Origin of the sequence: Butyrivibrio sp. VCB2001, assembly GCF_000423965.1 — a bacterium.
Taxonomy (GTDB): Bacteria; Bacillota; Clostridia; order Lachnospirales; family Lachnospiraceae; genus Butyrivibrio.
The window spans coordinates 578,384-601,649 of record NZ_AUIZ01000001.1; the positions used below are offsets into that span (position 1 = coordinate 578,384).

A 23,266-nucleotide genomic window follows, 5' to 3' on the forward strand; every position below is an offset into this window, starting at 1 on the left:
TAATCCCCGATAACGTTTAAGGTCTCATTTTTTAGAGAGGTGTTATAATTTTATAGATTTTTTATACTATTTTCCGACTGCAGCATTAGCTGTCAGCGCCCATGTTTTTCCTGTATTCGCTGGGCGATACGCCGACAATAGCCTTAAAGCTCTTCATGAAATGTTTCTCATTATCATACCCGACTCTTGCGGATATTTCGTTCACCTTAAGAGGCGTTGTGGCAAGGAGCTTTTTTGCTTCGCCGATCCTCAGATCTCTTACAAATCCCACAAAGTTGGTTCCGGTATAATTCTTAAATGCCGACGAGAACAGCGAATAGTTCATTGATACTTCATTGGATACCACTGCCATGTTGATGTCGGTCTTATAATTTTCCTTGATATAACTGATAGCTTCCTGTATCTTAAGCCTTGTCTGATCTGCGCCATCAGGCTGCTGATGCTCTGCTGATGCCCTTCTAGCAAAGTCCATAAAGCACTGTCTGTAGTCCTCGATGGTCAGAAATGAAAACGGCATAAGCAGCTCTGAGTCAACTTCCTTCTGATATACCTTAAGATATTCAGCTGCAAACTCATCCATGGCAGACCTGAAATCCTCAGGAATTATCTGGCCTCTCTGAACTGATGTAAAGAAAGCGTTCCACTCTTTTTCAAGATCGTCACTTCTGCTGGTTCCAATCAGCTGGACCCTTGCTGCGACTGCCTCTTTTTCGCACAGCTTTTTTCCGCTCTCTAAAAGAGACTGCGCCACACTAGTGTTTCTGTCTTCGCTAAAGAGCGCTACCTTCCTGCAAAATGCATTTTCTCTGCGTAAAAGGGCCTCTTTATAGGCTCTCTTTAGCTCTTTTGAATCCGTGCACACATCGCTTAATCCGGCAAAAGAGCTTATTCCTTCTATAGACTTAAGTTCCTCCACCTTCTCTTTTCCCAGAATAAAAATGTCCATTCCATCGGGCCCGGATATGGCGCTCTGATCGTCAAGATAAGGCATAAGAGTATCTGACCCTGCTGCGATCATGCAGTAAAAAGTATCGCCTGCCGTGTCCCTTATGTTCTTGCTGATAAGCTCAAGCTCGTTCTCCGAAGCATCATCATCCATAAGAAGATACTTTATCAGCTGCCTTCCGGCGTGCTCAGTTTTTTTTTCATCCTCGAGCTTCTGACTTATCTCTTCGTCGAGCTTTTCCATGATAGCTTTTAACTTATCTCTCTCAACGGGTTTAAGGATGTATTCACGAACGCCCTGTCTCATCATCTCGACAGCGTAGGTGAAATCATCATATCCGCTCACAGCCACGGACAAAGGCGGATTGCCAAACTCCTTCATGGCCTTGACCAGCTCGATGCCGTTCATCTTGGGCATTCTGATATCGGTGAACATAACGTCAATGGTCTGCTCTTTAAGAACTTCAAGAGCCTGAAGTCCGTTGGCGCACTCTATGACTTCCTCCACCGGAACTCCGCACCTCTTTATCATGGTGGCGATTCCCTGCCTTATGAGTTTTTCATCTTCTACTACCAAAACCTTGCGCATAAAAAGGCTCCTTTAATCTTTTGATATACTTACTCTCTTCATGGGTATGCGTACGCACACCTTGGTGTAGCATCCCTCCATGGCTGCCACTTCTATTCCGTACTGCTCGCCGAACTCCATGTGGATCCTGTCCTGAACATTCTTAAGACCGATGCCGTTGCTGGATCCGCCTTTGGTCTCGATCTCGCCGGATATCTTTTTCCTAAGAACCTCAAGTTCCTCATCATTCATGCCTCTGCCATTGTCGGTGATCTCTATGGTGCAGCTCTCACCCTCAGGAATTCCTTTAACATAAATGGTAGTGTCATCGGCCAGTTCTTCAACACCGTGAATGATGGCGTTTTCAATTATCGGCTGCAGACTCATCTTAGGAATGCTCTGCTTCATTACCTCCTCGGGTACGTTGAGAGAAAGGTAAATCTCATAGTCAAATCTGAGGTTGATGAGGGCCATGTAATCCTTGATATACTCCAGTTCCTCTGATACAAGGACCGTCTTGGAAGTCCATCTCATACTGTAGCGAAGGAGCTTGCCAAGGCTTGTGATGGCATCTGAAATATCGTACTCTTCCTGCATCTCAGCCATCATCTTGATTGACTCAAGAACGTTGTATATAAAGTGTGCATTGATCTGGTTCTGCAGCGCGCGGAGCTGTGAGTCTTTTACCAAAACCTCTCTCTGAATGTTCTCATTCATAAGAGACTGGATGTTGTCCAGCATTCGGTTAACCTGATGCGCAAGCTCTCCCATTTCATCGTTTCGTCCATCCTCAGGAGTTCTGATGTCAAGGTTTCCGCCTCTGACAGCCCTGATTGTTGAGAGAACTTCGTAGAACTTCTTCAGTACATGATTGACCAGAATGTTAATGATAAAGGCCATCATGAGAAGGATCAGGATCATGCCGATTATGTAATTGTTCCTGAGCTGATATACTTGTGAGAGGCTCTCTGAAATGTCATTTACCGACACCAGCGTTCCGCCCAGTTCCGAGATGTACATTCCGGAGATAACACTCTTTTTCTCTTTGTCATAAAAAGTTGTTATACCGGGCGTTTCGCCTTCCTGAACAATATCTCTCATCTGCTGTGAAATAGCCGTAGCTATCGGTGTGACCGAGGTATCTTCATTACTTCCGAATATGATATTCTCTGTGTCTGTCACAAAACAGCTGGTCTCACCCGGCACATTCTCGTACATGGACGGGAACATAGTCTTCATGGCCATGTTGGCTTCAATGGTTCCAATATTTCCATACTGTCTGTTCACAACAGGGGTTATAAGCGCCAGCATCGGCGTTGTGTCCGAGTTGTCAAAGAGCTTGTCGGTGTAATTAAATATCCATCCCCCGCTCTCGGCCATAACTGCCCATTCCTGCCTTAAGAGCCTGTCGTGATTATAAAGGACAGGCATCATTTCCTGCACATTGTCTGTGACAGCATAGTATCTGACGCCGCCAAGCACCGGGTTTGTGTTTATAAGTCTCTCAAGAGCAGCAACATCGCTCTTGTAGATATCAAGCCACTCTTTGGTGCTGTGCTTGTTGCCTACCCTGGCGTCGATGAGAACAGAATTGAGTTTCTCATTGGATAAGAAGAACTGCGTGGACATGTTGATGGAATCAACGTTGTTGGTGATACTGTCACGCCTTCTCTCCATGGTAGCCTGAGTAAAGCTCACGTTCTCCCTGATTGTAGACTGCTCCATATTGTAAAAGACAATTCCACCCAGGATAGCTACCGGAATGATAACAAACAAAAGCACAATTCCGGTAAGTCTTATATTCAGTTTTTGGCTGTTAATAAAGCCCCAGCTTTTCCTTGGCTTCAATGACATACCTGTACTTTTTCTCCATAAGTTCCCTGTAGCCCAGGGCATCTCTCTTTAGCTTAAACTTCGCCAAAGCAGCGTTAAATTCATCATCACTTTCGGCAAGAAGCAGCTCTTTTAACGTGCTGCCCCATAACCTGTCTATAGCTTCTTCCGTATATTCTTCATCACTTCCGGCCGGGAAGCTCACATCATACTGGCCTGTATATGCAGAGTATTTGTAAGTCCACTCCTCAAGCTGAGCTGTCGGGCCTTCATTCTTCTGACGCCACTTCTGTTGCATTACGTTGTCCTGGAACATCCAGTAGGCATCATCTGCGCCGTAGAGCTCGTCATAGGCTGCCCTGTCTGTATTTAAGAGATCCAGCACATCAGGCCTTACCACTTCTTTCCCATCGATAACATCGTAGGTCACACCCTCAATTCCGAGATATACCATCTTCTGGCCTTCCTCGGATATAAGGTAATCAATGAACTCGATGGCCCTGTCCGGATTCTGACAGTTTTTGGACACCATGGTTATGGTCCAGCCATTTACCGTGTTTGTCGGAAGAACATGATCATCTCCGTTTTCATTCTTGGGTCCGTCAACTGCTATATAGATGCTGTCAGGGTCTTTTGAATAAAGAGTCTTCTGCTGGGCTGACATATCTGTGTACTGATACAGCATGCAGAAATACCGGCCCTGAGCAATCTTCTCCTCCATCTGAGTTCTCTGATCTATGAAGACGTCTGTGGAGAGATACCCTTCTCTTGAAAGGCGGTTGAACATCTTAAGCCATTCTAGATACTCCGGATCAGTATCCCTGTCATAAAGCTTGCCGTCCTTCTCATAGGGGACAGCTAAAAAGTTCTGCAAATACTGGTCAAAAGACACATTTCCTATATCGTCAAAGTAATGCGCACCGATAGGGATAAGAGGCTTGCCATCGATAGTCGGAAATTCCTCTGCAGCCTTTTTTACCGCATTTTCAAAGCCCTCAATGGTAGTCATGTCAGGAGAGCCGATTGCTTCATAAATGTCTTTTCTCACAAGGAATGTCTGATTGGAACCGATGTTGTTATCGGTGTTTATGACATCATCCGGAGTTACTGATGAACATGGATAGCCATAGATATTTCCATCATCCTGGGTATACCAGCTCACAGCCTGATCATCGGTCACTGTCCAAAAATAAGGATCATACTTATCAGCCAGTTCGTTGAGGGCATAGACCATGTCCTTTTGGATGATCTCATTGACCTGTGGCTCCCACCATCCAAGGGTAATAAGGTCAGGAAGAGATCCGGATGCTATGAGCGCGTTAAGCTTCTCCTCCTCGTTTCCCTGGGGAGTGATGAAATTTATATTTACCCCTGTCTTCTCTGTAATAGCCTTAGATACAGCATTCTGTCCCCACTTGGTGTTAAACCAGGAGTAGTTGATGTACCAGTCAAAGGTCACCGGGTCTTTATCAGTGGCCACGGCTTCAGGAGTATCTGTCGGTTTTAAAGTTTCACCGTTTTCCTGATGAACCTCTCCACATCCGCCAAGTACAAGGCTTACAAGAAGCACAGATATTAGGTTTGTTTTCAAAAGTTTCGTTAGTTTCATAGTCCATATTATACCCCATGATAAAGACTGACGCATTAAAACAATGCGTCAGCCTAGGGGTAAAAATTATTCTTTTACGCTTCCTGCGGAAATACTGCTTATGATGTATTTCGAGAAGAAGCAGAAAGCAATGATTATAGGTACAACTGAAATTGCAACTCCTAAGTAAATAGCACCCTGATTCTTTTGCAGATCTGTTGCTGCATTAAGTGTAGAAATCATAACCGGGAGGGTCATTTTCTTTGGTGTGTTAAGGAGGATCAAGGGTACCAGATAGGAATTCCAGTTACCTATAAATGTTCCAATTGACATTGTTGCTATACCCGGTGCCATGATGGGAAGTACTATCCTGTGGAAGATATGGATCTCACTTGCTCCGTCGATCCTGGCTGCTTCCATAAGTGATTTTGAAAGCGTAGCCTTTGTGTACTGCCTCAGGAAGAATACAATTCCAGGTGATGCTATGGCCGGAATAATAAGCGGAATGTATGAATCGATCAGGTGCAGCTTCTGACAGAGGTTATAAAAACCGATCAGAGAAAGCTGTGCCGGGATCATCATAAATACTACTATAACTCTAAAAAGAACGTTGTTTCCTTTCCAGTTGTACATAGCCATACCAAAAGCTGTGATAGCTGAGAAGTAGGCTGTTAGGAGAGTTGCCGGAACAGCAACCTTGAAACTATTAAAGAGTCCCAAAAAGAGATTCACATAGTCAAAGAGAACTTTCCAGTTGTCTTTCAGACTGTGTCCCGGCAGAAATGAAAAGGAATGCGTTATTTCAACGCCTGACCTTGTTGAATTTACCATCATCAGCCAAAAGGGAAGAAGGCACATCAGACCAAGTATTATGAGCGCTATATAGAGAATTGCTCTTTTAATTTTGGTTGCCATGCTTTAATCCTCCTTTCCACCGATGAATTTAAATTCCATGATTGATACAAATAAAATGATAAAGAACAATGTGTATGCTATTGCCGAAGCAAAGCCTACCTGATGAGTTTCAAATCCAAACTTGAACAGATACATAACAACTGTCTGCAGCGTTCCACCGGGTTCTCCTGCCGTTGAAGGTCCGCCGGTTCCATTCATAAGGAATGGCAGATCAAAGAGCTGAAGGCCACCGATCAGTGATGTTACAGCAACATACAGAAGGATAGGTCTTAGGAGTGGAAGTGTTATACTTCCGAACACCTTCCATCTACCTGCACCGTCAATGGCTGCTGCCTCAAAATAATCAGTAGGTATACCCTGTACTCCCGCCATCAGTATGATGAAGGAGTTTCCAAACCACATCCAGGCCTGTATAACGCCGATAACCGCCCAGGCTGTTGATCTCTGTCCCAGCCAGTTTATCTGCTGATCCACTATACCTGTAGCCAAAAGGATCTGGTTAAAGGTTCCGTACTTCCAGTCAAGAAGTGTCTTGAACAGGAAGGCTACAGATGTTGCGGCTATCAGGTTTGGCAGATAGTACACTGCCCTGAATATCGCAAGGCCGCGAAGTTTGTACTTGATATCACTGAATATGATAGTCAATAAAAACGCCATGCCCAGCTGAAGGACAATGTTGAGTGACCACATCTTAACAGTGTTACGAAGGGCTCTCCAGAAGAACTTATCCTTAAGTACTCTGGTGTAATTGGCAAGCCCGTTAAAGACGGGCTCGCCATATCCCTTATATTCTGTAAAGCTCAGGAACAGTGTCCTTAAAACGGGATAAACACTGAATATCAAAAATACTATTACAAATGGCAGCACAAACAGATATGCAGCGTTTTCCCTATTCTTTTTCCTCATTGATGCTCTTTTCTTCATAAAAGTTATCTCTTAATTATCTGTTTACTGTGATTTCTGGATATGTTGACTCAACTACATCATAGAACTCACTTATAGCTGCTTCCTTGTCCATCTCACCTGTCTTAACTGCTGTGCAAGCTGCGCCCCAAGCATCGTTAATGATCTTGTCGAAACGTGTAACCTTTGAGTAATCGATACCGGCTGCCTGCTCCTGCCAGAATGAGTAGAGGTGCTCACCGCCGTAAACTTCGTTAGCATCGTCTTTGTGCTTCTCAAGAACAGATACAAGTGAAACTGTGTCACCTTCTGACTTCTCGATCCACCACTCAGCTGTGTTCTCATCAAGTGTTACCCACTTAAGGAAATCCCATGCAAGATCCTTGTGCTCTGACATAGCTGAGATACCGATGAATGTACCGCCACCGAATCCGTATGAAGGACCTGAGCAAACGCCCCAGTTTCCTGATGTCTCGCCTACGTTATCTCTAAGTGTGAGAACGCCCCAGCTGGGAAGACCAAATGAGAATACCTGAGTCTTATCAAGATCCTTGGTAGCCTCAGCAAATCCCTCTGCATCCCATACGTTGATTGAATCATCAGCATAGCTCTGAACTGCTGCTGTAAGGATCGGAACCTCACCGGCCATAGCCTGGTACCAAGGTGTTGACCACTGGTTTGCATAAGCTGTAAGGTCATTCTGGTAAAGATCTGTTACAAGATCCATGTAGTCAAGTCTAGCCTGATCTACGTTAAGTGTTCCGTCTACTACCCAAGCTGAATCTCCTGAGAAGTAACCAATCTCAGCATCTGATGCAAAGATACGGTATCCGGCAGCCTTAAGTGTCTCTGCTGTATCAAGGATTGTAGGATAATCTTTGAAGAGCTTGCCGATCTCATCTGGATCATCTGTTCCGAATACTTCCTTAGCAATGTCTCTTCTGTAATACATACCTGCAGGAGTGATCTGGTAAGAGATTGCTCTCTGGATACCATCAGCATCCTGACCAACTTCCCAAACGTAATCAACAATCTGTCCCTTGTAGTCCTGAGCGTTGTAAGGAGCCTGGTTAAGATCCTCGAAGTAACCTGCATCATAGAAATCCTCGAGCATCTGAGGCTCACCTACGATGATGTCAGGTGTTGTCTGTCCGCCGTTAAGAGCTGTCTGAACCTTTGTTACGTAGTCAGCAGGCTCGATAACTACTGTCTCGATCTGTACGTTGTGATCTTCTACATACTTCTCAGCGAAGGTCTGAAGGTCTTTTGCCAGTGTCCAGATAACGAGTTTCTCGCCGTCTGTTCCGGCTGTCTCTGTGTTTGTGTTCTCAGCTGCCTCTGCTGCAGGAGCTTCCTCTGAAGTTGCAGAATCTGTAGAAGCTGACTCTGTTCCTGTAGCTGACTGTCCGCATGCTGCAAGTGAAAGTGTCATTGCACCAGCGAGCAAAGTTGCCATTATCTTTCTAAATTTCATATTCTTTCCTCCCAATAGTGAAATTAGATTTATGATGTTTTTGATTATAGAGAGGAAACGGGCAACAAAAAATCACACTTTTTTTATTTAAGTGTGATTTTTTTAAAACGTTTTTATTTTTGTGTGAAGTAAATGGGGAGTCAGTGGGGACGGTTCTCTTTGACTCATTTTGCTTTGCAAAACGAGTCAAAGAGAACCGTCCCCACTGACTCCCCCCAAAAAAAAAATCAAACCTTAAAGCAACTTCCGCCCACGAATTCTCTGCAAATAGAATTCTTCGGAAGGAATGAACTGTCTACGCTTACGAAGTAGTCGAGGAACTTAAGAAGTCTCTTGGCTTCGTAGTACTCAGGCTCGTCCTTGCCTATGTTGAAAAGTAGCGGCTCTGCGTACTGCTTGATGATAGCCAGCTCATAGATCTGAGCTGAGTTGAACATCTCATCGGCCTCTTCCTGGAACGGGAAGATGTTGGCTTCCTCACCGGCTCTTACTGAAGCCCACATACTGATGGTCTTCTTGGCAGATGCGCCACGGGTTCTTGCATCCCTGACCATCCTTCGAAGGAGTCTGCCGTCGGTTGTTGCAATTCGGTTGTGGTTGTCGATGTTAAGAGTTGTAAGTGCGCTGATGTAGATCTTGAACTTGGACTCTGCCGGAAGTGCATAACTCATCTTCTCATTAAGTCCGTGGATTCCCTCGATTACAAGGACATCGTTCTTGCCAAGCTGAAGGAAATCGCCGTTCATCTCACGCTTTCCTGTCACGAAATTAAACTCGGGCATCTCGACTCTCTCGCCCTTTAAAAGTCTTGTCATATCCTGATTAAATCTCTCAACATCAAGAGCTTCAAGGCACTCAAAGTTGTAGCTTCCATCCTCGTTAAGAGGAGTGTCAACTCTGTTTACAAAGTAATTATCAAGACTTATCGGGTGAGGAGTAAGTCCGTAGGTACGAAGCTGGATCGAGAGCCTGTTGGCAAAGCTGGTCTTACCTGAAGAACTTGGTCCTGCTATCATTACGAACTTGACGTCAACTCTCTGGAATATCTTTCTTGCAATGTCTGCGATCCTGCTCTCCTGAAGAGCTTCGTTTACCAGGATCATCTCATTTATCCTGCCCTCGCAGATCATGTTGTTGAGGTCACCTACGTTCTCGATTCCCATCATTGCTCCCCAGTCGGTTGAGAGCGACATGGTGCTAAAGAGCTTCTCCCTGGGTTCAGAAACCACGAGTTTCTCAGGAGCTCCTTTGGTGGGAAGAGTAAGCATCATTCCATCGTGATACTTATCAAGCTGGAATAACTCTATATAAGAAGTGTTAGGCAGCATATAACCGTAGTAATAATCATAGAAATCACCGAGTCTGTAGATGTTGATCTCAGAGCTTCTTCTGTATTTAAGAAGAGACACCTTATCATCCATTCCCTGCTTGGTGAACAGCTCTATCGCCTCATCCAGCGGATAAACCTTCTTTGCAATAGGCATTGCATCGGCAGCCAGTTCCTTCATTCTGTCCGATACTTTTTTTACAAATTCATCTGTAACCGGAATACCTCTCAAAGTGCAGTAGATTCCGTTACCCAGAGCAAACTCCACCTTGGTGGGCGATTTCTTCTTGGTGCCGGCCACATCATTTATGGCCTTAAGGAGCATCATAACGGCAGTCCTTCTCATGGTCTTAAAGCCGATGGTATCAGCAAATGTGACAAAAGTCAGGTTGCCGTCCTTTTTAAGTGTTTTCATCAGCTCGCGGATCTTGCCGTTAAAAATGACACAGGCAATCCTGTGCTCATAATCCTTCTGAAAATCCTTGGCTATTTCTTCAAATGTTGTTCCCTTGTCGTATTCTTTTTGAATTCCGTTAACAGTAATTACAGGCATATGCTCACCTCACTTTTGGTCTTAATCAAAAAGCGCAAGAACAGCACTTATTATATCCAGGCTGTTTTTTACATCGAGATATCTCTCTGAATGTTCCCTTTCATCAAGTCCCTTAAGGATGGACTCATCTACTTCTCTGCCGTGGAGAAGGAAGTCCTTAAGAAGCGGATCTCTCCTTAGAATGTTGTGCTCACCGTAGAGATTGCAGGCTTTAAGCGCCATATCAGGATCACATATTCCGGTGAAAAGAGCTATCGCTTTCTCAAGTTCAGAAAATGAGCCACTGACTCCGTCCCCGGGGCTCACTTTTATTGGGAAGTAGTATTTGCCTTCGTCGAGGATGATGCGCTCGTCGATTATGGCAAAGCCCTTGTCCCTTAAGTACTCTCTAAAGAGGCAGATATCTGACTGAGGCTGAAGAACAGCAGTCTTAATTCCAAGTCCCACTAGGTCCTTTTTCTCAAGGATGCTTATCATGAGTTTTCCGCCCATTCCTGCGATCACAAGAGAGTCTGCTTCGTCTTCATGAAGCTCTGTAAGGCCGTCTGAAAGCCTTGTCTGTATATCTTTTTCCAGGGAATATTCTCGTATATTACTCTCTGCCATGGCAAGGGGGCCCTTGCGGACGTCCATTGCTATGGCAGATTCTGAAATCTTATTTTGAACAAGATAGATAGATACGTAGCCGTGGTCACATCCCACATCGGCAGTGCACTTATGGGCACCATCGCCCCTTAGCATATCAGCAACTGTCCGAAGGCGAAGGGACATTTTCACAGCTACATCATCGAGTGATTTTTTTTCATTCATATCAGTCAAGATAATCCTTGAGCTTACGGCTTCTGCTTGGGTGACGGAGCTTACGGAGAGCCTTAGCCTCGATCTGACGGATACGCTCACGGGTTACGTTGAACTCTTTTCCTACTTCCTCAAGAGTTCTTGCTCTTCCGTCATCAAGACCGAATCTGAGCCTAAGTACCTTCTGCTCACGCTCTGTAAGAGTATCAAGGACCTCAACCAGCTGCTCCTTAAGGAGTGTGAATGCTGCTGCATCAGCAGGTACAGGAACGTTGTCGTCCTGAATGAAATCACCAAGATGTGAATCTTCCTCTTCACCGATAGGTGTCTCTAAGGATACAGGCTCCTGAGAAATCTTAAGGATCTCACGAACACGCTCTACAGGGAGGTTCATCTCCTTTGCAACTTCCTCGGGAAGTGGCTCACGGCCGAGTTCCTGAAGGAGCTGTCTGCTTACACGGATGAGCTTGTTGATTGTCTCAACCATGTGTACAGGGATACGGATAGTTCTGGCCTGATCGGCGATAGCTCTTGTGATGGCCTGTCTGATCCACCATGTAGCATATGTTGAGAACTTGAATCCCTTTCTGAAATCGAACTTCTCAACAGCCTTGATAAGACCCAGGTTACCTTCCTGAATAAGGTCAAGGAAGAGCATTCCTCTTCCGACATATCTCTTGGCAATACTTACAACGAGACGGAGGTTAGCTTCTGCAAGGCGCTTCTTAGCCTCATTTCCCTCGTATATGATCTGGTTAAGCTCTTTCTTCTTGGCATCAGAGAGCTTGTTCTTGCCCTCATCCTCTGCAAGGGTCTTCTCTGCGTCAAGACCTGCTTCCATAGCCTTTGCAAGATCGATCTCCTGCTCAGCTGTAAGAAGCGGAACCTTACCGATTTCCTTAAGGTACATTCTTACAGGATCCTCGATGCTGATTCCATCAGGAACTGACAGGTCGATATTCTCCATATCAACCTCGTCCTCCTCTGAGATGATCATGTCATCATCATCGGGAAGATCATCTACATCATCGGAAACACGAAGAACATCGATTCCTGAGTTCTCAAGAACTTCAAGAACGTTATCGAGCTGCTCCTCGTTAAGTCCCATGTCTGCAAAGAAATCGCTGATCTCTGCATACTCAAGGACGTTTTTCTTCTTCTTGGCAAGAGCGAGGATCTCTTTTATCTTCTGGGAAAAGAGCTCCTTGGCTGCCTCATCAAGTTCACCATCAGCTGCAGCGTTAACTTCAGGCTCAGCAGCCTTAGCTGCCTTACTCTTCTTGGTCTCCTTAACGTTCTCCTCAGCTGCTGCCTTCTTGGAAGTCTTCTTGGCTGTTTCCTTCTTGGCAGGAGCTTCCTTAGCTTCCTTGGCTGCTTTCTCCTTCTTGGCAGGAGCTTCCTTAACGGCCTTTTCTTCCTTAACAGCCTTTTCCTTTTTAGCAGTCTCTTTCTTGGCTGTTTCCTTCTTAGCAGGAGCTTCCTTGGCAGCTGCCTTGGTGCTCTTTGCTGCTGCCTTAGTCTTCTTCTCTGTTTCCTTTGTTGTCTCTTTCTTAGTTGCCATTTTATTCTTCCTTTTCTTTTAGATAGATTTTTTCATTTCAGTCATCTGGAGAAATGTCGGCATGTGCCAGCTTCTCCAGATCTTTCTTGCCCTGGATGGTCTTCATAAGATACTGCGGATCATCGGGCTTAAGCATCTTTTTTTGCCTCTCATATCCCGCCTGCTTAACGGCGTAGATAATGTCATGAAAAGCCTTGCGCCTTTGATCAGGTGTCTCGATATCCACAAGATTGGTGTTGAACATTTCGGCCACCTGCCGATGTTCCTCTTCATCGCCAAACCTGTCAATGACTGCTGCCGGCGAGAAGTTCCCACTCTGCATTCCGGCAAAAAGCTCTTCTGCAACGCTTCTGTATAGATCATCTGAGAAATCCTCAGGCGTTACCCATTTGGTTACCTTGGGAAGAATCCCCGGCTCATCGGTAAGCCAGGTCAAGAGAAGCCTTTGATTCTTCCTTGCGCTGTCCTCGGGAGTCTTCTTAACTGCCGTCCCGGACTTCGGAGTATTGTCAGTCCGCACGGGCACTCCCTTGGCTGCAGTGGTGCTTACAAGCTTTCGAAGGTCATCCACTGCTATGTTATATCTGGCTGCTGTCGCCTCGATGTAATTCTCTCTCTCAACAGCCTCCTCGAATTCGCAGAGCATCGCTGCAAGCTTTCTGTGGAACTCGGTCTTGGATACCGGATCGGACATGTCATGCCTTGACTCCTCCACTCTTGCCTCAAAGAAAAACGGATTCTCTGCGTTCTTAACTCTTTGTTCGAATTCGTCCTTACCCAGGTTCTTGATGAACTCGTCAGGATCCTTGTAAGGCCTTAGGTCTAAGACCTTGCCCTTAAGTCCGACTTCCTTAAGGATTCCGATGCCTCTCATGGCCGCCTTGGTTCCGGCTTCGTCACTGTCATAGGAGAGGACTACGGTGTCGGTGTATCTCTTTAGGATCATGGCCTGTCCCATGGTAAAAGCTGTTCCCAGGGAAGCCACTGCCATGTCAAAGCCCGCCTGATGCATGGCTATTACATCCATATATCCCTCGCAGATTATCATGTAACCTGCCTTTGAACTCTTGGCATAATTAAGTCCAAAGAGATTTCGGCTCTTATCAAATATCGGAGTCTCCGGAGAGTTAAGGTACTTGGGCTTGCCATCTCCCATTACTCGTCCGCCAAAGCCTATGACCTTGCCCTGAGCATCTGATATCGGGAACATTACTCTGTTCCAGAACTTATCATGAGTTCCTCTCTGCTCATCAAAGGATGCAAGTCCGGCCTCGATTATCAGCTTGTCCTCAAAGCCCATCTGCCGAAGGTACTTGACCAGATCATCCGAAGTCATATTGGCAAATCCAAGGCCAAAGTGCTTCATGGTTTCATCGGTAAGTTCCCTCTGCTTAAAGTACTGCATGCCCTTTTCGCCGCTCTTGGCCCTTAGGTTTCTGTAGTAGTATTTGGCAGCTTCTCTGTTGATATCAAGAAGCATCTGCCTCTTATCTCTCATGGCCCTTGCCTGCGGTGAATCGTCCGCTTCCGGGAGCTTAACTCCTGCTCTCTCGGCCAGCTGCTGCAGAGCTTCTGTAAATGTTAAGTTGTCATATTTCATCAAAAAGCTGATCACGTTACCACCGGCTCCGCAGCCGAAGCAGTGAAATATCTGCTTACTCTGTGATACGGAAAAAGAGCCGGATTTCTCATTGTGGAAGGGACAAAGGCCAAAGTAATTGGCTCCCTTCTTCTGCAGGTGGACGTACTGTCCCACCACATCCACAATGTCGTTTCGCGATCTGACTTCTTCTATGATGTCATCTGAATATCGCAATTGTTTCTCCCCACTGTTGTCAAAGTACTGCCCAGGAGTGCGGTACGAATACCTCCTCAAATACTGCAACTGCGTATCTGTCAGTCATGGAGCTGACGTAGTCGCAGACTATTCTCTCCCCGGTAGCCTCTCCCCTGTCTTTCATATTCTTTAGATACTCAGGTAAAAGATCCTGATGATCAATATAGTACTGATAGAGGAATTTGATCATGTCCTCTACCTTGCCTTCCTGCCCCTTGGCTATCGGGTTGGTATAAACCCTGTCAAACATGAATCTGCGGAGCTTGTGGAAAGCATCATATACCTCATCAGACATCCTGATGTCGTCTTTATCCATACTGGTGGCTATTATGTCGTGGATGAAGGTATCCAGCCACTCTCCGTTGGTATGGCCGATCACTTTTGCCAGATCCTCCGGAACATCCTTCTCGGTGATGATACCTCCTCTTATAGCATCGTCCATATCGTGATGCATATAAGCAATCTTGTCAGAAAGACGGACAACCTTGCCCTCAAGTGTTCCCGGAGTAAGGTCCATCTCATGATTCACGATACCGTCCCTGACTTCCCAGGTAAGATTGAGTCCCTTGCCATAGTTCTCAAGTTTCTCAACTATGCGAAGGCTCTGTTCATTGTGCTTAAACCCTTCGGGACTCACAGCATTAAGAGCCCTCTCGCCCGCATGGCCGAAAGGTGTATGACCGAGGTCGTGCCCCAAGGCTATAGCCTCTGCCAGGTCCTCATTGAGCATTAGCGCCTTGGCAATGGTCCTTGCATTCTGAGATACCTCAAGGGTGTGGGTCATTCTGGTCCTGTAGTGATCCCCGTCAGGCGACAAAAAGACCTGGGTCTTGTCCTTGAGCCTTCTGAATGACTTGGAATAAAGAATCCTGTCACGGTCTCTTTGAAAGCAAGGCCTGATATCACAATCCTTTTCTTCTTTTTCACGTCCCTTGGAATTCATGCTGAGAGTAGCATGCTTGCTTAAGATTCTAGTCTCTCTGTCTTCAAGTTTTTCGCGAATTTTCAATGTTTTCTTCTTTCTGAGTATTGGATTTATGTGGGCCTGTCAGAAAAAAAGACCCCACATCATAAATATTCGACGTGGGATCTTAAAATCCTTTTTTTCTAAATTAAATTTTTTAAAATTTAGTACATTTACCTGTTCCACTCTCCAAGACGGCTTGTATACTGGTCATTTATCCACTTAACAGCCTCTTCAAGCCCTTCCTGAGAAATTTCAAAGTGCTCGCTGGTCATAAGTGACGGATCCGTCTTGCCGTAAGCATTTGGCTCAGGCCACACGGTTGCCATAAGTGTAGCCGGTCCTCTCTGATCAACAGGAGTAAACTTAACGTTTTCAAGAGGCTCTCTTGCAAGGCGATATCTCATGCCCTTGTGGCTTCCAAAATATGCCTCTCCGTACTCGTAATGGCTCAGGTTAAAAAATGATGAAACTTCAATTTCCATATAACATATCTCCAAAAAGTCCGGCTTACCTGAATTTGCTAAAGAAACTTGCCATAGGGCCAACTGTATCCTGGAGGTCTTTTATCGCTTTATTAAGGCCGTCATAGTCAACATTTGCCATGTTTGTGATTGCCTCGTTAAGAGCCTCGGAATTGTCCCCCACAAGCTGGTTTAGATTCTTGCTGGCATCAGTCATCTCAAGGACCATGGTATCAACATTGGAAATCGCCTCTTCTGCATCCTTTGCAACCTTGTTGATATTGCCAAGAGTAGCCGTAACCTGTGGTACCAGGACCATTGCCACCATAAGAACTACAAGGAATGTAGCCACTACCGCCAGAGCCGACAGCCTCTGCCAGAAGAGATGTTTTTTGTCGACCTTAAGCATCTCAGCATTGCCGTTTACAGTAATGTTTGTGTTCTCGCCTGTTCCTTCCATAATCCCCTCCTTGTCAAAAGAAATCTAACCTAAGTATACACCCTTTTTGTTCCCTTTTAGTCAAGGGATTTGTGATACTCCTGGAGTGAACTGATATTGCCGGCGCCGTTCTCTTTTACCTGGCGAACGCCCTCTGCAGCGGCCTTGGCAGCAGCAACGGTGGTGATATAAGGAATCCTTGCCTTGATGGCAGCTCTTCTAAGATACCCGTCGTCGTGCTGAGTGTACTTGCCGATCGGAGAGTTGATGACGAGCTGAACATCGCCGTTCTTGATGATGTCCTCTACGTTTGGTCTTCCGCCCTCGAAGTTCTTGTTTATCCTTGTAGCCTCAATTCCGGCTTCTATGATTGTCTCGTAGGTCTTGCCTGTTGCGTAGATCTTAAAGCCTTCCTCTGCAAAGCTCTTTGCAATGCTTGCTGCCTCAGGCTTATCCTCTCTGTTCAGTGAGATAAGTACTGCTCCACTAAGAGGAAGTGCTCCGCCTGCTGCCTCGTATGCCTTAAAGAAAGCTTCTCCGGGAGTCTTTGCAAGTCCGAGAACTTCTCCGGTTGATCTCATCTCAGGTCCGAGAACAGGGTCAACCTCAGGGAACATATTGAACGGGAATACAGCCTCTTTTACTCCGTAGTATGGAGGCTCATCCTTCTTCTTGCTATCGATCAGTCCCTGAACAGGTGAAGGTCTGCCGGTGAGCTGTGATGTGATGATGTCTGTTGCAACAGGAACCATCTTGATTCCGCAAACCTTTGAAACCAGCGGAACTGTACGGGATGCTCTGGGGTTAGCCTCAAGAACATATACAGTGTCATCCTCGATGGCGTACTGCATGTTCATAAGACCTACAACATTCATCTCAACAGCAATCTTTCTGGTGTACTCCTCGATTGTCTTAAGGTTCTTTTCCGAAATGTGCTTGGAAGGTATGATGCAGGCTGAATCACCGGAGTGGATTCCGGCAAGCTCAATGTGCTCCATAACCGCAGGAACAAAGGCTGCCTTGCCATCGCTTATTGCATCTGCCTCGCACTCAAGTGCGTTGTGAAGGAATCTGTCGATAAGGATAGGTCTGTCAGGTGTAACACCTACAGCGGCTTTCATGTAACCTTCCATGGAATCCTCATCCCTTACGATCTCCATTCCGCGTCCGCCAAGAACGAAGGAAGGACGAACCATAACAGGATATCCGATCCTTGCTGCTATTGTCTTGGCCTCTTCTACGTTTGAAGCCATTCCGGACTCTGCCATAGGGATTCCAAGCTTGTCCATCATCATGCGGAACTGGTCTCTGTCCTCAGCAAGATCGATTACTTCAGGTGTTGTTCCGAGGATATTTACGCCCTCTTCCTTGAGCTTGGCTGCAAGGTTAAGAGGTGTCTGTCCGCCAAACTGAGCGATCACGCCAAGAGGCTTTTCCTTGCGGTAGATCTGAAGTACATCCTCAAGAGTAAGTGGCTCAAAGTAGAGCTTGTCTGAGGTATCATAGTCTGTTGATACTGTCTCAGGGTTGCAGTTTACGATGATTGTCTCAAAGCCGAGCTTCTTAAGTGCAAGGCTTGCATGTACGCAGCAGTAGTCAAACTCGATACCCTGACCGATCCTGTTGGGACCTCCGCCCAGGATCATGATCTTCTTATTCTCAGCGCCCTCTGAGAGCTTCATAGGATTCTCAAGTGCGCTTTCTTTCTGATAGGTTGAGTAGTAATAAGCACTTCCGTCGGTGCCGTATACGTGAACGCCATCCCAGTTCTCTGTAAGGCCTGCGCCTTCTCTTCCTGCTCTGATATCATCCTCGGATACAGAGAGAACCTTAGCCAGGTACTTATCTGAGAAGCCGTCTTCCTTGGCTTTAATAAGGTCTGCGCTTTCCGGAACCTTACCGTTATATTTTGTCAAAAGAGCTGTCTCCTCATCAACAAGCTCTTTCATCTGGCTTACGAAGTACTCTTTAACTTTTGTAATGTCGCAGAGTTCCTCTACAGTAACGCCCTTCTTCATAGCTTCATACATAAGGAAGTATCTCTCTGAGGAAGCATCCTTAAGGCGTCGCAGGAGCTCTTTTACCGGCATCTCCTCAAACTTCTGTATGCAGCCAAGACCGAAGCGGTCCTTCTCAAGAGATCTGATGGCTTTCTGGAAAGCTTCCTTGAAGTTCTTGCCGATACTCATTACTTCTCCAACGGCTCTCATCTGGGTTCCCAGCTTGTCCTCTACGCCGTGGAATTTCTCAAATGCCCAGCGGGCGAACTTAACAACAACGTAGTCGCCGTTTGGCACGTATTTATCAAGTGTTCCGAACTTGGAATCAGGGAGTTCCGATAATGTAAGTCCTGTTGCGAGCTTGGCTGATACAAGGGCGATAGGGAAGCCTGTAGCCTTGCTGGCAAGGGCTGATGAACGGGAGGTTCTGGGGTTGATCTCGATAACAACGATTCTTCCGGTCTTGGGATCATGGGCAAACTGTACGTTGGTACCACCGATAACTCCGATGTGTTCTACAATCTTGTAAGCCTGTCTCTGGAGCTCTTTCTGAAGGTCCTCGGAAATTGTGAGCATTGGTGCAGTACAGAAGGAATCACCTGTGTGAACGCCGACAGGATCTACGTTTTCAATAAAGCATACCGTGATCATGTTGTTGTCTTTGTCGCGGACAACCTCAAGCTCAAGTTCCTCCCAGCCAAGGATTGACTCCTCAACAAGAACCTGATGGATGATGGATGCCTGAAGGCCACGTGAGCAGACTGTCTGAAGCTCTTCTTTATTATAGACAAGTCCGCCGCCTGCTCCGCCCATGGTATACGCAGGACGAAGTACAACCGGATATCCAAGCTCATCGGCTTCTGCGAGAGCTTCTTCTATGCTATAGCATGCCTTGGATCTTGCCATCTCAATACCAAGCATGTCCATTGTCTTTTTAAATTCTGTTCTGTCTTCGCCACGCTCAATAGCGTCAACCTGAACACCTATAACTTTTACGTTGAATTTGTCGAGAATACCGGCCTTATATAACTCAGAACATAGATTAAGGCCTGACTGACCACCAAGATTAGGTAGAAGAGCATCCGGCCTTTCTTTTTCAATAACTGCAGCAACACGGTCCACATTAAGAGGCTCAATATAAGTCTTATCAGCCATCTCCGGATCCGTCATGATAGTTGCGGGATTTGAATTAACGAGGACTATTTCGTACCCCAGACTCCTAAGTGCCTTGCATGCCTGCGTTCCGGAATAGTCAAACTCACACGCCTGTCCAATAACAATCGGTCCCGAGCCGATTATCAGTACTTTGTGTATATCAGTTCTCTGTGCCATGATCTTCCTCCCCTATTCGATTTCATTCTTATACATTCTATATTCCAAAGGGGGTTTGCACAAGATGTAAATTTATGTTTTTTTAAGGGGGAGAGGACTCTCCCCCTTTGAAACGAAAAACCCCCGATGCCACAGTCATCGGGGGTGCTTCGTTTCAAATGCGGAAGAAGGGACTTGAACCCTCATGTTGTTGCCAACACATGGACCTGAACCATGCGCGTCTGCCATTCCGCCACTTCCGCAAGCGACAAAAATAATGATACCCATTTTAAAGCTTTATGTCAAGAGTCTCTCATTCTTGAGCTTTTTGTCGGCGTACATAGCATCATCGGCCTCAATTATCAGCTTCTCAATTTTAATGTTGTCATCAATAATCGTAGATGCGCTGCCTACGCTGGCGGTTATTGCATACTCCTTTTTCGAAATGTCTTTTCTCTGTGCAAGGAAGCTTGCGATGCGACTTCTGAAGGTGTCCGCCGACAAATTGACAGGCATCTCGGATATCATTGCGCACGCAAATTCATCGCCGCCAAAACGCGCACTGATTCCGTTGCGTGAAGCTATGTGCTGCACAGCCTCTGCGATGCATTGTATCGCAAAGTCACCCTCAGCATGACCGTAGTAATCGTTGATGTGCTTAAGCCCATCCATATCAACGGAAAAGATTGTGAGGAACTTGCCCTGGTTGTACGGCATATTAATGAGCATATCAAGCTCGCCAAAGAACCCTCGCCTGTTAAAGATTCCGGTCAGATAATCCCTGACGGAAACCTTCTCAATCTCATTATGCATACGGATGAGGTTTCTGTTTACATCCACAACATTAATAGCAGTCGAGAGAAGCATTCCGAATTCTTCGCACCTTCTCACTGCCCTGTCATTTACATTTTCCATTCCTTCAACCAGATAGCCAAAGATTCTGCCACCGGAATGAAGGAGTTTTACAAACATAATGCTTATATTACTCTTTGCTGCGATGGTATCAAAATCAGGAAACAGAATATCCTCGCTAAAAGTATCCCCTATTCCTGATGAGTCGCCGTCCATAAAGCTAAAGAACGTCGTGTATTTTCCCTTTCCAAAGACGCAGTTCTCTTCGCGAAGAAGGTCGGAGTTAAGCGCAACGAACTGAAAATCTCTTTTCCAGAGCCAGAGCGTCTCCTGCGTAACTCTTGAAAGGTCTGTCAGCGTCTCAAGCATCGCTGCCTGTGCGAACAGGCTATTTATATTGGTTACAGCCCAGTTGACATCATCGTAGTACTCAGAAAGCGAACTGACATCGTCAATAGAAAGAGTATCCTCTGACCTGTTGCAGCCACAGGATCCTCTGAGCCTCAGGTTAAAGCCAACCTTTTCATCAGCCCTAGCCAAAGGTTTTCCTTCATTATTCATTATCATCTTGACTATCTGTCTCGCTTCGCTCTGATAGTCCGGCTCAACCGTGGAAATAGACGGAGATTTGAAAAGACATTTTCTCTCCCCGTCAAAACCTGTAACGATCACGTCCTCCGGAATCCTGTATCCGGCTTTTTGAAGCTCATCACTTACGGCAACGGCCATGTTGTCGTTGGCACAGACAATTGCCTCAGGGAGATCACCTTCCTTTAAAAGCTCTTTTGTCACTTCTCTTGCAGGCTTATCCCAGAACTGTCCATAGCCAATTCTCTTTTCATTGATGGTAATTCCGTTCTCTGTAAGAACCTGCTTGTAAGCCTCAATTCTCTCCTCAGAAAAATGATCACCCTCAATTCCTGCCATCATGTAGATATCTCTGCAGCCATGAGCCTGTACAACGTGCCTTACCATCTCGGCAAAGCCGTTTTTATAATTCATTGAGATATTCATACAGTCAGGAAGCGTGCGTTCCATGGCAATGAAAGGGATCTTTTTCCTGGCTGCAAGTCTCTTGAAGGCATCTATAAGATAGTCGTTCTTTATAAACTCAAGCTGAACGATGATCGCTTTTAGGTCAAGAAAACCAGCCATCTGAGTAAGTTTCATCTCGCAGTTGTTTCTGTCCTGATCACTGAACGTGGTCTCAGAAAAACCGAAGACGATCATCAGATAGCCGTGCTTTCTGCATTCTTCTTCCATCGAACGGATAAAGTAGCAGTTCTTTTCTTCATCGATCATTCCGCCCATAAAGGCGATAAGCTTCTTTGTATTTTCCATCATCTACTACTTGTTCTTCTGTCTATACCGCTTGTTGCATAATACCTGGCTTTAGCCTGGTACATCTCATTGTCAGCCTTCTTCTCAAGCCCTACAATGTCAAGGCTCTCGTTATCTGCATGTGTTGCATATCCAATAGAAATAGAGAGTTTATCTGAATACTGTCCGGACCACTTATCAACATAGCTTTCAATATCTCTTTTAACTTCTTCAGGATCCCCGGTATGCAGGATTGCTGCAAATTCGTCACCACCTATTCTGTAAACCTTGCCCTTACTTGCAATCCCCAGTAAAAGACATTCCGCAGCCCCCTTAAGGAGCTCATCGCCACCGGCGTGTCCCATGGTGTCGTTTACTCTCTTCAGGCCGTTAACATCCGCTGATAAAATGACAAAGTCTTTATCAAGACCGTTTTTCTCATACTCCGCAAGGTCTTCCTCATAGCTCCGGCGATTGAATAGCCTTGTCAGCTCATCCGTCATAGCTATCCTGACAAGACGCTCTTCGCGCTGTCTCTCATCATCAACATTTCGCGTAGTGAATACAACCTGCGTCGGCATACCTTCATCGTCAACTTCCACCGGGATGTACTGAGCTCTGAACCATCCGTCTACCACATCAATGAAATCTTCACTGAGAAGTCTTTTCCCAACAAGTCTTTCTCTTACGGTACTGATATCCGTAAAAGCTATGAAGTCATCGAGCTGATCAGGCATAACTTTCTCTCTGATTTTTGTGCTCATAACGGTGTGTTTATGAACGCTAAGGTCGAGATTATATTTGACGTGGTCCTTGTCTCTTACTGACATCTCAGTATTCTCGTTAAAATCAATAAGATTTACCTTATCGTAAATATCAGCTATAGACTGAAGGATGTTCATCTTGTCCTGTATTTCAGAGTTCTTGGACTTCTCAAGCTTGACAGTAGCCTCAGAGGTATTTCTCAAGGAATGAAAGCGCATTCCCATTCCGATGGCTGAAACCAGAACCAGTATTGAAAAGTTTATGGTATTGATCCCGGAGCCTCCGTCTGCCTTGAGAATGACAGAATAAAGGACAACATAGGTATAGAGAGTCATCAAGGTGCTGGTCCAGGGTTTCAGGACTATAAAACATACCAGCATCACTTCACAGGCGTAGAAAGTGAGTATCTGCTCGCCGCGCTCATACCTGCGATACGACCCCCACATAGACCACAAAGACATTAGTATATAGTAGATAATCTGCATAAGCTCAACCTTTAGATGATCGAGCTCATCTCTTGATAGCATATATCTTGTGACAAAAAATACGCTTAAGCATGTGATGATACAGAACAGGACACTTCCGATACTAAGCCACTCTTCGTGCCCAAAGCTCTTTCTTGACAGCACAAAGAAGAGCAGTGTCAAGGTTTCAAAAACGGCCACTACAAGTGATACGTTTTTAATATTCCTTGTGCTGGTCTGATCCATCAGTTCTCTGACGTCTCTATCAATCGTGGGAAAGAAATAGTTTTTAATCGCTTTTATCATAGCGTCACCTGTTCGTATTCTATCTCACTTTATATGATATCATCAATATATTATACATTTATAAACGTTTAATAAGCAA

Annotated in this window: 16 protein-coding genes and 1 tRNA gene; all 17 read right to left on the reverse strand. The window is 45.6% G+C overall.

Features of this window, described 5'->3' with window-relative positions; translation table 11 throughout:
* Positions 1 to 85: 85 nt before the first annotated feature.
* The 17 genes from G589_RS0102570 to G589_RS20855 all read right to left on the reverse strand — a co-directional run bounded on the left by G589_RS0102570 (position 86) and on the right by G589_RS20855 (position 23,187).
* Positions 86 to 1,534 (reverse strand): response regulator transcription factor, encoded by a 1,449-nt coding sequence (locus G589_RS0102570; protein ID WP_026520993.1) that lies wholly within the window; start codon positions 1,532 to 1,534, stop codon positions 86 to 88.
* A 12-nt stretch (positions 1,535 to 1,546) separates the two neighbouring features.
* Positions 1,547 to 3,367 carry a sensor histidine kinase gene (locus tag G589_RS0102575; RefSeq protein ID WP_026520994.1) on the reverse strand — a complete coding sequence of 607 codons (1,821 nt, stop codon included), beginning with the start codon at positions 3,365 to 3,367 and terminating at the stop codon, positions 1,547 to 1,549.
* On the reverse strand, positions 3,330 to 4,955 hold the full coding sequence (locus G589_RS0102580) for an extracellular solute-binding protein (protein ID WP_026520995.1): 1,626 nt from the start codon (positions 4,953 to 4,955) through the stop codon (positions 3,330 to 3,332). The genes G589_RS0102575 and G589_RS0102580 overlap by 38 nt, the downstream gene beginning before the upstream one ends.
* Before the next feature lie 66 nt (positions 4,956 to 5,021).
* A complete protein-coding gene (locus G589_RS0102585; protein WP_026520996.1) occupies positions 5,022 to 5,849 on the reverse strand; it encodes a carbohydrate ABC transporter permease in 828 nt (275 codons plus the stop codon).
* Between the two features lie 3 nt (positions 5,850 to 5,852).
* Complete coding sequence (locus tag G589_RS0102590) at positions 5,853 to 6,773, reverse strand: carbohydrate ABC transporter permease (protein ID WP_022767464.1); 921 nt, start codon at positions 6,771 to 6,773, stop codon at positions 5,853 to 5,855.
* 16 nt (positions 6,774 to 6,789) lie between these two features.
* Positions 6,790 to 8,226, reverse strand: coding sequence for an ABC transporter substrate-binding protein (locus G589_RS0102595; protein ID WP_026520997.1), 1,437 nt, complete (start codon positions 8,224 to 8,226; stop codon positions 6,790 to 6,792).
* 227 nt (positions 8,227 to 8,453) lie between these two features.
* Positions 8,454 to 10,106 (reverse strand): TGS domain-containing protein, encoded by a 1,653-nt coding sequence (locus G589_RS0102600; protein ID WP_026520998.1) that lies wholly within the window; start codon positions 10,104 to 10,106, stop codon positions 8,454 to 8,456.
* A gap of 21 nt (positions 10,107 to 10,127) precedes the next feature.
* A complete protein-coding gene (locus G589_RS20850; RefSeq protein WP_051192131.1) occupies positions 10,128 to 10,916 on the reverse strand; it encodes a class I SAM-dependent methyltransferase in 789 nt (262 codons plus the stop codon).
* A gap of 1 nt (position 10,917) precedes the next feature.
* Positions 10,918 to 12,090, reverse strand: coding sequence for an RNA polymerase sigma factor RpoD (rpoD, locus tag G589_RS0102610; RefSeq protein ID WP_026512342.1), 1,173 nt, complete (start codon positions 12,088 to 12,090; stop codon positions 10,918 to 10,920).
* 412 nt (positions 12,091 to 12,502) lie between these two features.
* Positions 12,503 to 14,281, reverse strand: coding sequence for a DNA primase (dnaG, locus tag G589_RS0102615; RefSeq protein WP_026520999.1), 1,779 nt, complete (start codon positions 14,279 to 14,281; stop codon positions 12,503 to 12,505).
* Between the two features lie 19 nt (positions 14,282 to 14,300).
* Positions 14,301 to 15,311, reverse strand: a complete 1,011-nt coding sequence (locus G589_RS0102620; protein ID WP_026521000.1) for a deoxyguanosinetriphosphate triphosphohydrolase — start codon at positions 15,309 to 15,311, stop codon at positions 14,301 to 14,303.
* A 128-nt stretch (positions 15,312 to 15,439) separates the two neighbouring features.
* Entirely contained in the window at positions 15,440 to 15,751 is a 312-nt protein-coding gene (locus G589_RS0102625; RefSeq protein ID WP_026521001.1) for a hypothetical protein, read from the reverse strand.
* A 25-nt stretch (positions 15,752 to 15,776) separates the two neighbouring features.
* Positions 15,777 to 16,190: a hypothetical protein gene (locus G589_RS0102630; protein ID WP_026521002.1), complete on the reverse strand. Its 414-nt coding sequence runs from the start codon at positions 16,188 to 16,190 to the stop codon at positions 15,777 to 15,779.
* 56 nt (positions 16,191 to 16,246) lie between these two features.
* Positions 16,247 to 19,501: a carbamoyl-phosphate synthase large subunit gene (gene carB / locus G589_RS0102635; RefSeq protein ID WP_026521003.1), complete on the reverse strand. Its 3,255-nt coding sequence runs from the start codon at positions 19,499 to 19,501 to the stop codon at positions 16,247 to 16,249.
* 159 nt (positions 19,502 to 19,660) lie between these two features.
* Positions 19,661 to 19,743 (reverse strand) — tRNA-Leu (locus tag G589_RS0102640).
* A gap of 34 nt (positions 19,744 to 19,777) precedes the next feature.
* Entirely contained in the window at positions 19,778 to 21,676 is a 1,899-nt protein-coding gene (locus tag G589_RS0102645) for a diguanylate cyclase (protein ID WP_026521004.1), read from the reverse strand.
* A complete protein-coding gene (locus tag G589_RS20855; protein ID WP_026521005.1) occupies positions 21,673 to 23,187 on the reverse strand; it encodes a GGDEF domain-containing protein in 1,515 nt (504 codons plus the stop codon). The genes G589_RS0102645 and G589_RS20855 overlap by 4 nt, the downstream gene beginning before the upstream one ends.
* Between the last annotated feature and the right edge of the window lie 79 nt (positions 23,188 to 23,266).

Coding starts and splice junctions, on each gene's coding strand:
- G589_RS0102575 (WP_026520994.1), bottom strand. CDS start 3,367: ATGTCATTGAAGCCAAGGAAAAGCTGGGGCTTTATTAACAGCCAAAAA.
- carB (WP_026521003.1), bottom strand. CDS start 19,501: ATGGCACAGAGAACTGATATACACAAAGTACTGATAATCGGCTCGGGA.
- G589_RS0102595 (WP_026520997.1), bottom strand. CDS start 8,226: ATGAAATTTAGAAAGATAATGGCAACTTTGCTCGCTGGTGCAATGACA.
- G589_RS20855 (WP_026521005.1), bottom strand. CDS start 23,187: ATGATAAAAGCGATTAAAAACTATTTCTTTCCCACGATTGATAGAGAC.
- G589_RS0102570 (WP_026520993.1), bottom strand. CDS start 1,534: ATGCGCAAGGTTTTGGTAGTAGAAGATGAAAAACTCATAAGGCAGGGA.
- G589_RS0102645 (WP_026521004.1), bottom strand. CDS start 21,676: ATGATGGAAAATACAAAGAAGCTTATCGCCTTTATGGGCGGAATGATC.
- G589_RS0102625 (WP_026521001.1), bottom strand. CDS start 15,751: ATGGAAATTGAAGTTTCATCATTTTTTAACCTGAGCCATTACGAGTAC.
- G589_RS0102630 (WP_026521002.1), bottom strand. CDS start 16,190: ATGGAAGGAACAGGCGAGAACACAAACATTACTGTAAACGGCAATGCT.
- G589_RS0102600 (WP_026520998.1), bottom strand. CDS start 10,106: ATGCCTGTAATTACTGTTAACGGAATTCAAAAAGAATACGACAAGGGA.
- G589_RS0102590 (WP_022767464.1), bottom strand. CDS start 6,773: ATGAAGAAAAGAGCATCAATGAGGAAAAAGAATAGGGAAAACGCTGCA.
- G589_RS0102585 (WP_026520996.1), bottom strand. CDS start 5,849: ATGGCAACCAAAATTAAAAGAGCAATTCTCTATATAGCGCTCATAATA.
- G589_RS20850 (WP_051192131.1), bottom strand. CDS start 10,916: ATGAATGAAAAAAAATCACTCGATGATGTAGCTGTGAAAATGTCCCTT.
- G589_RS0102580 (WP_026520995.1), bottom strand. CDS start 4,955: ATGAAACTAACGAAACTTTTGAAAACAAACCTAATATCTGTGCTTCTT.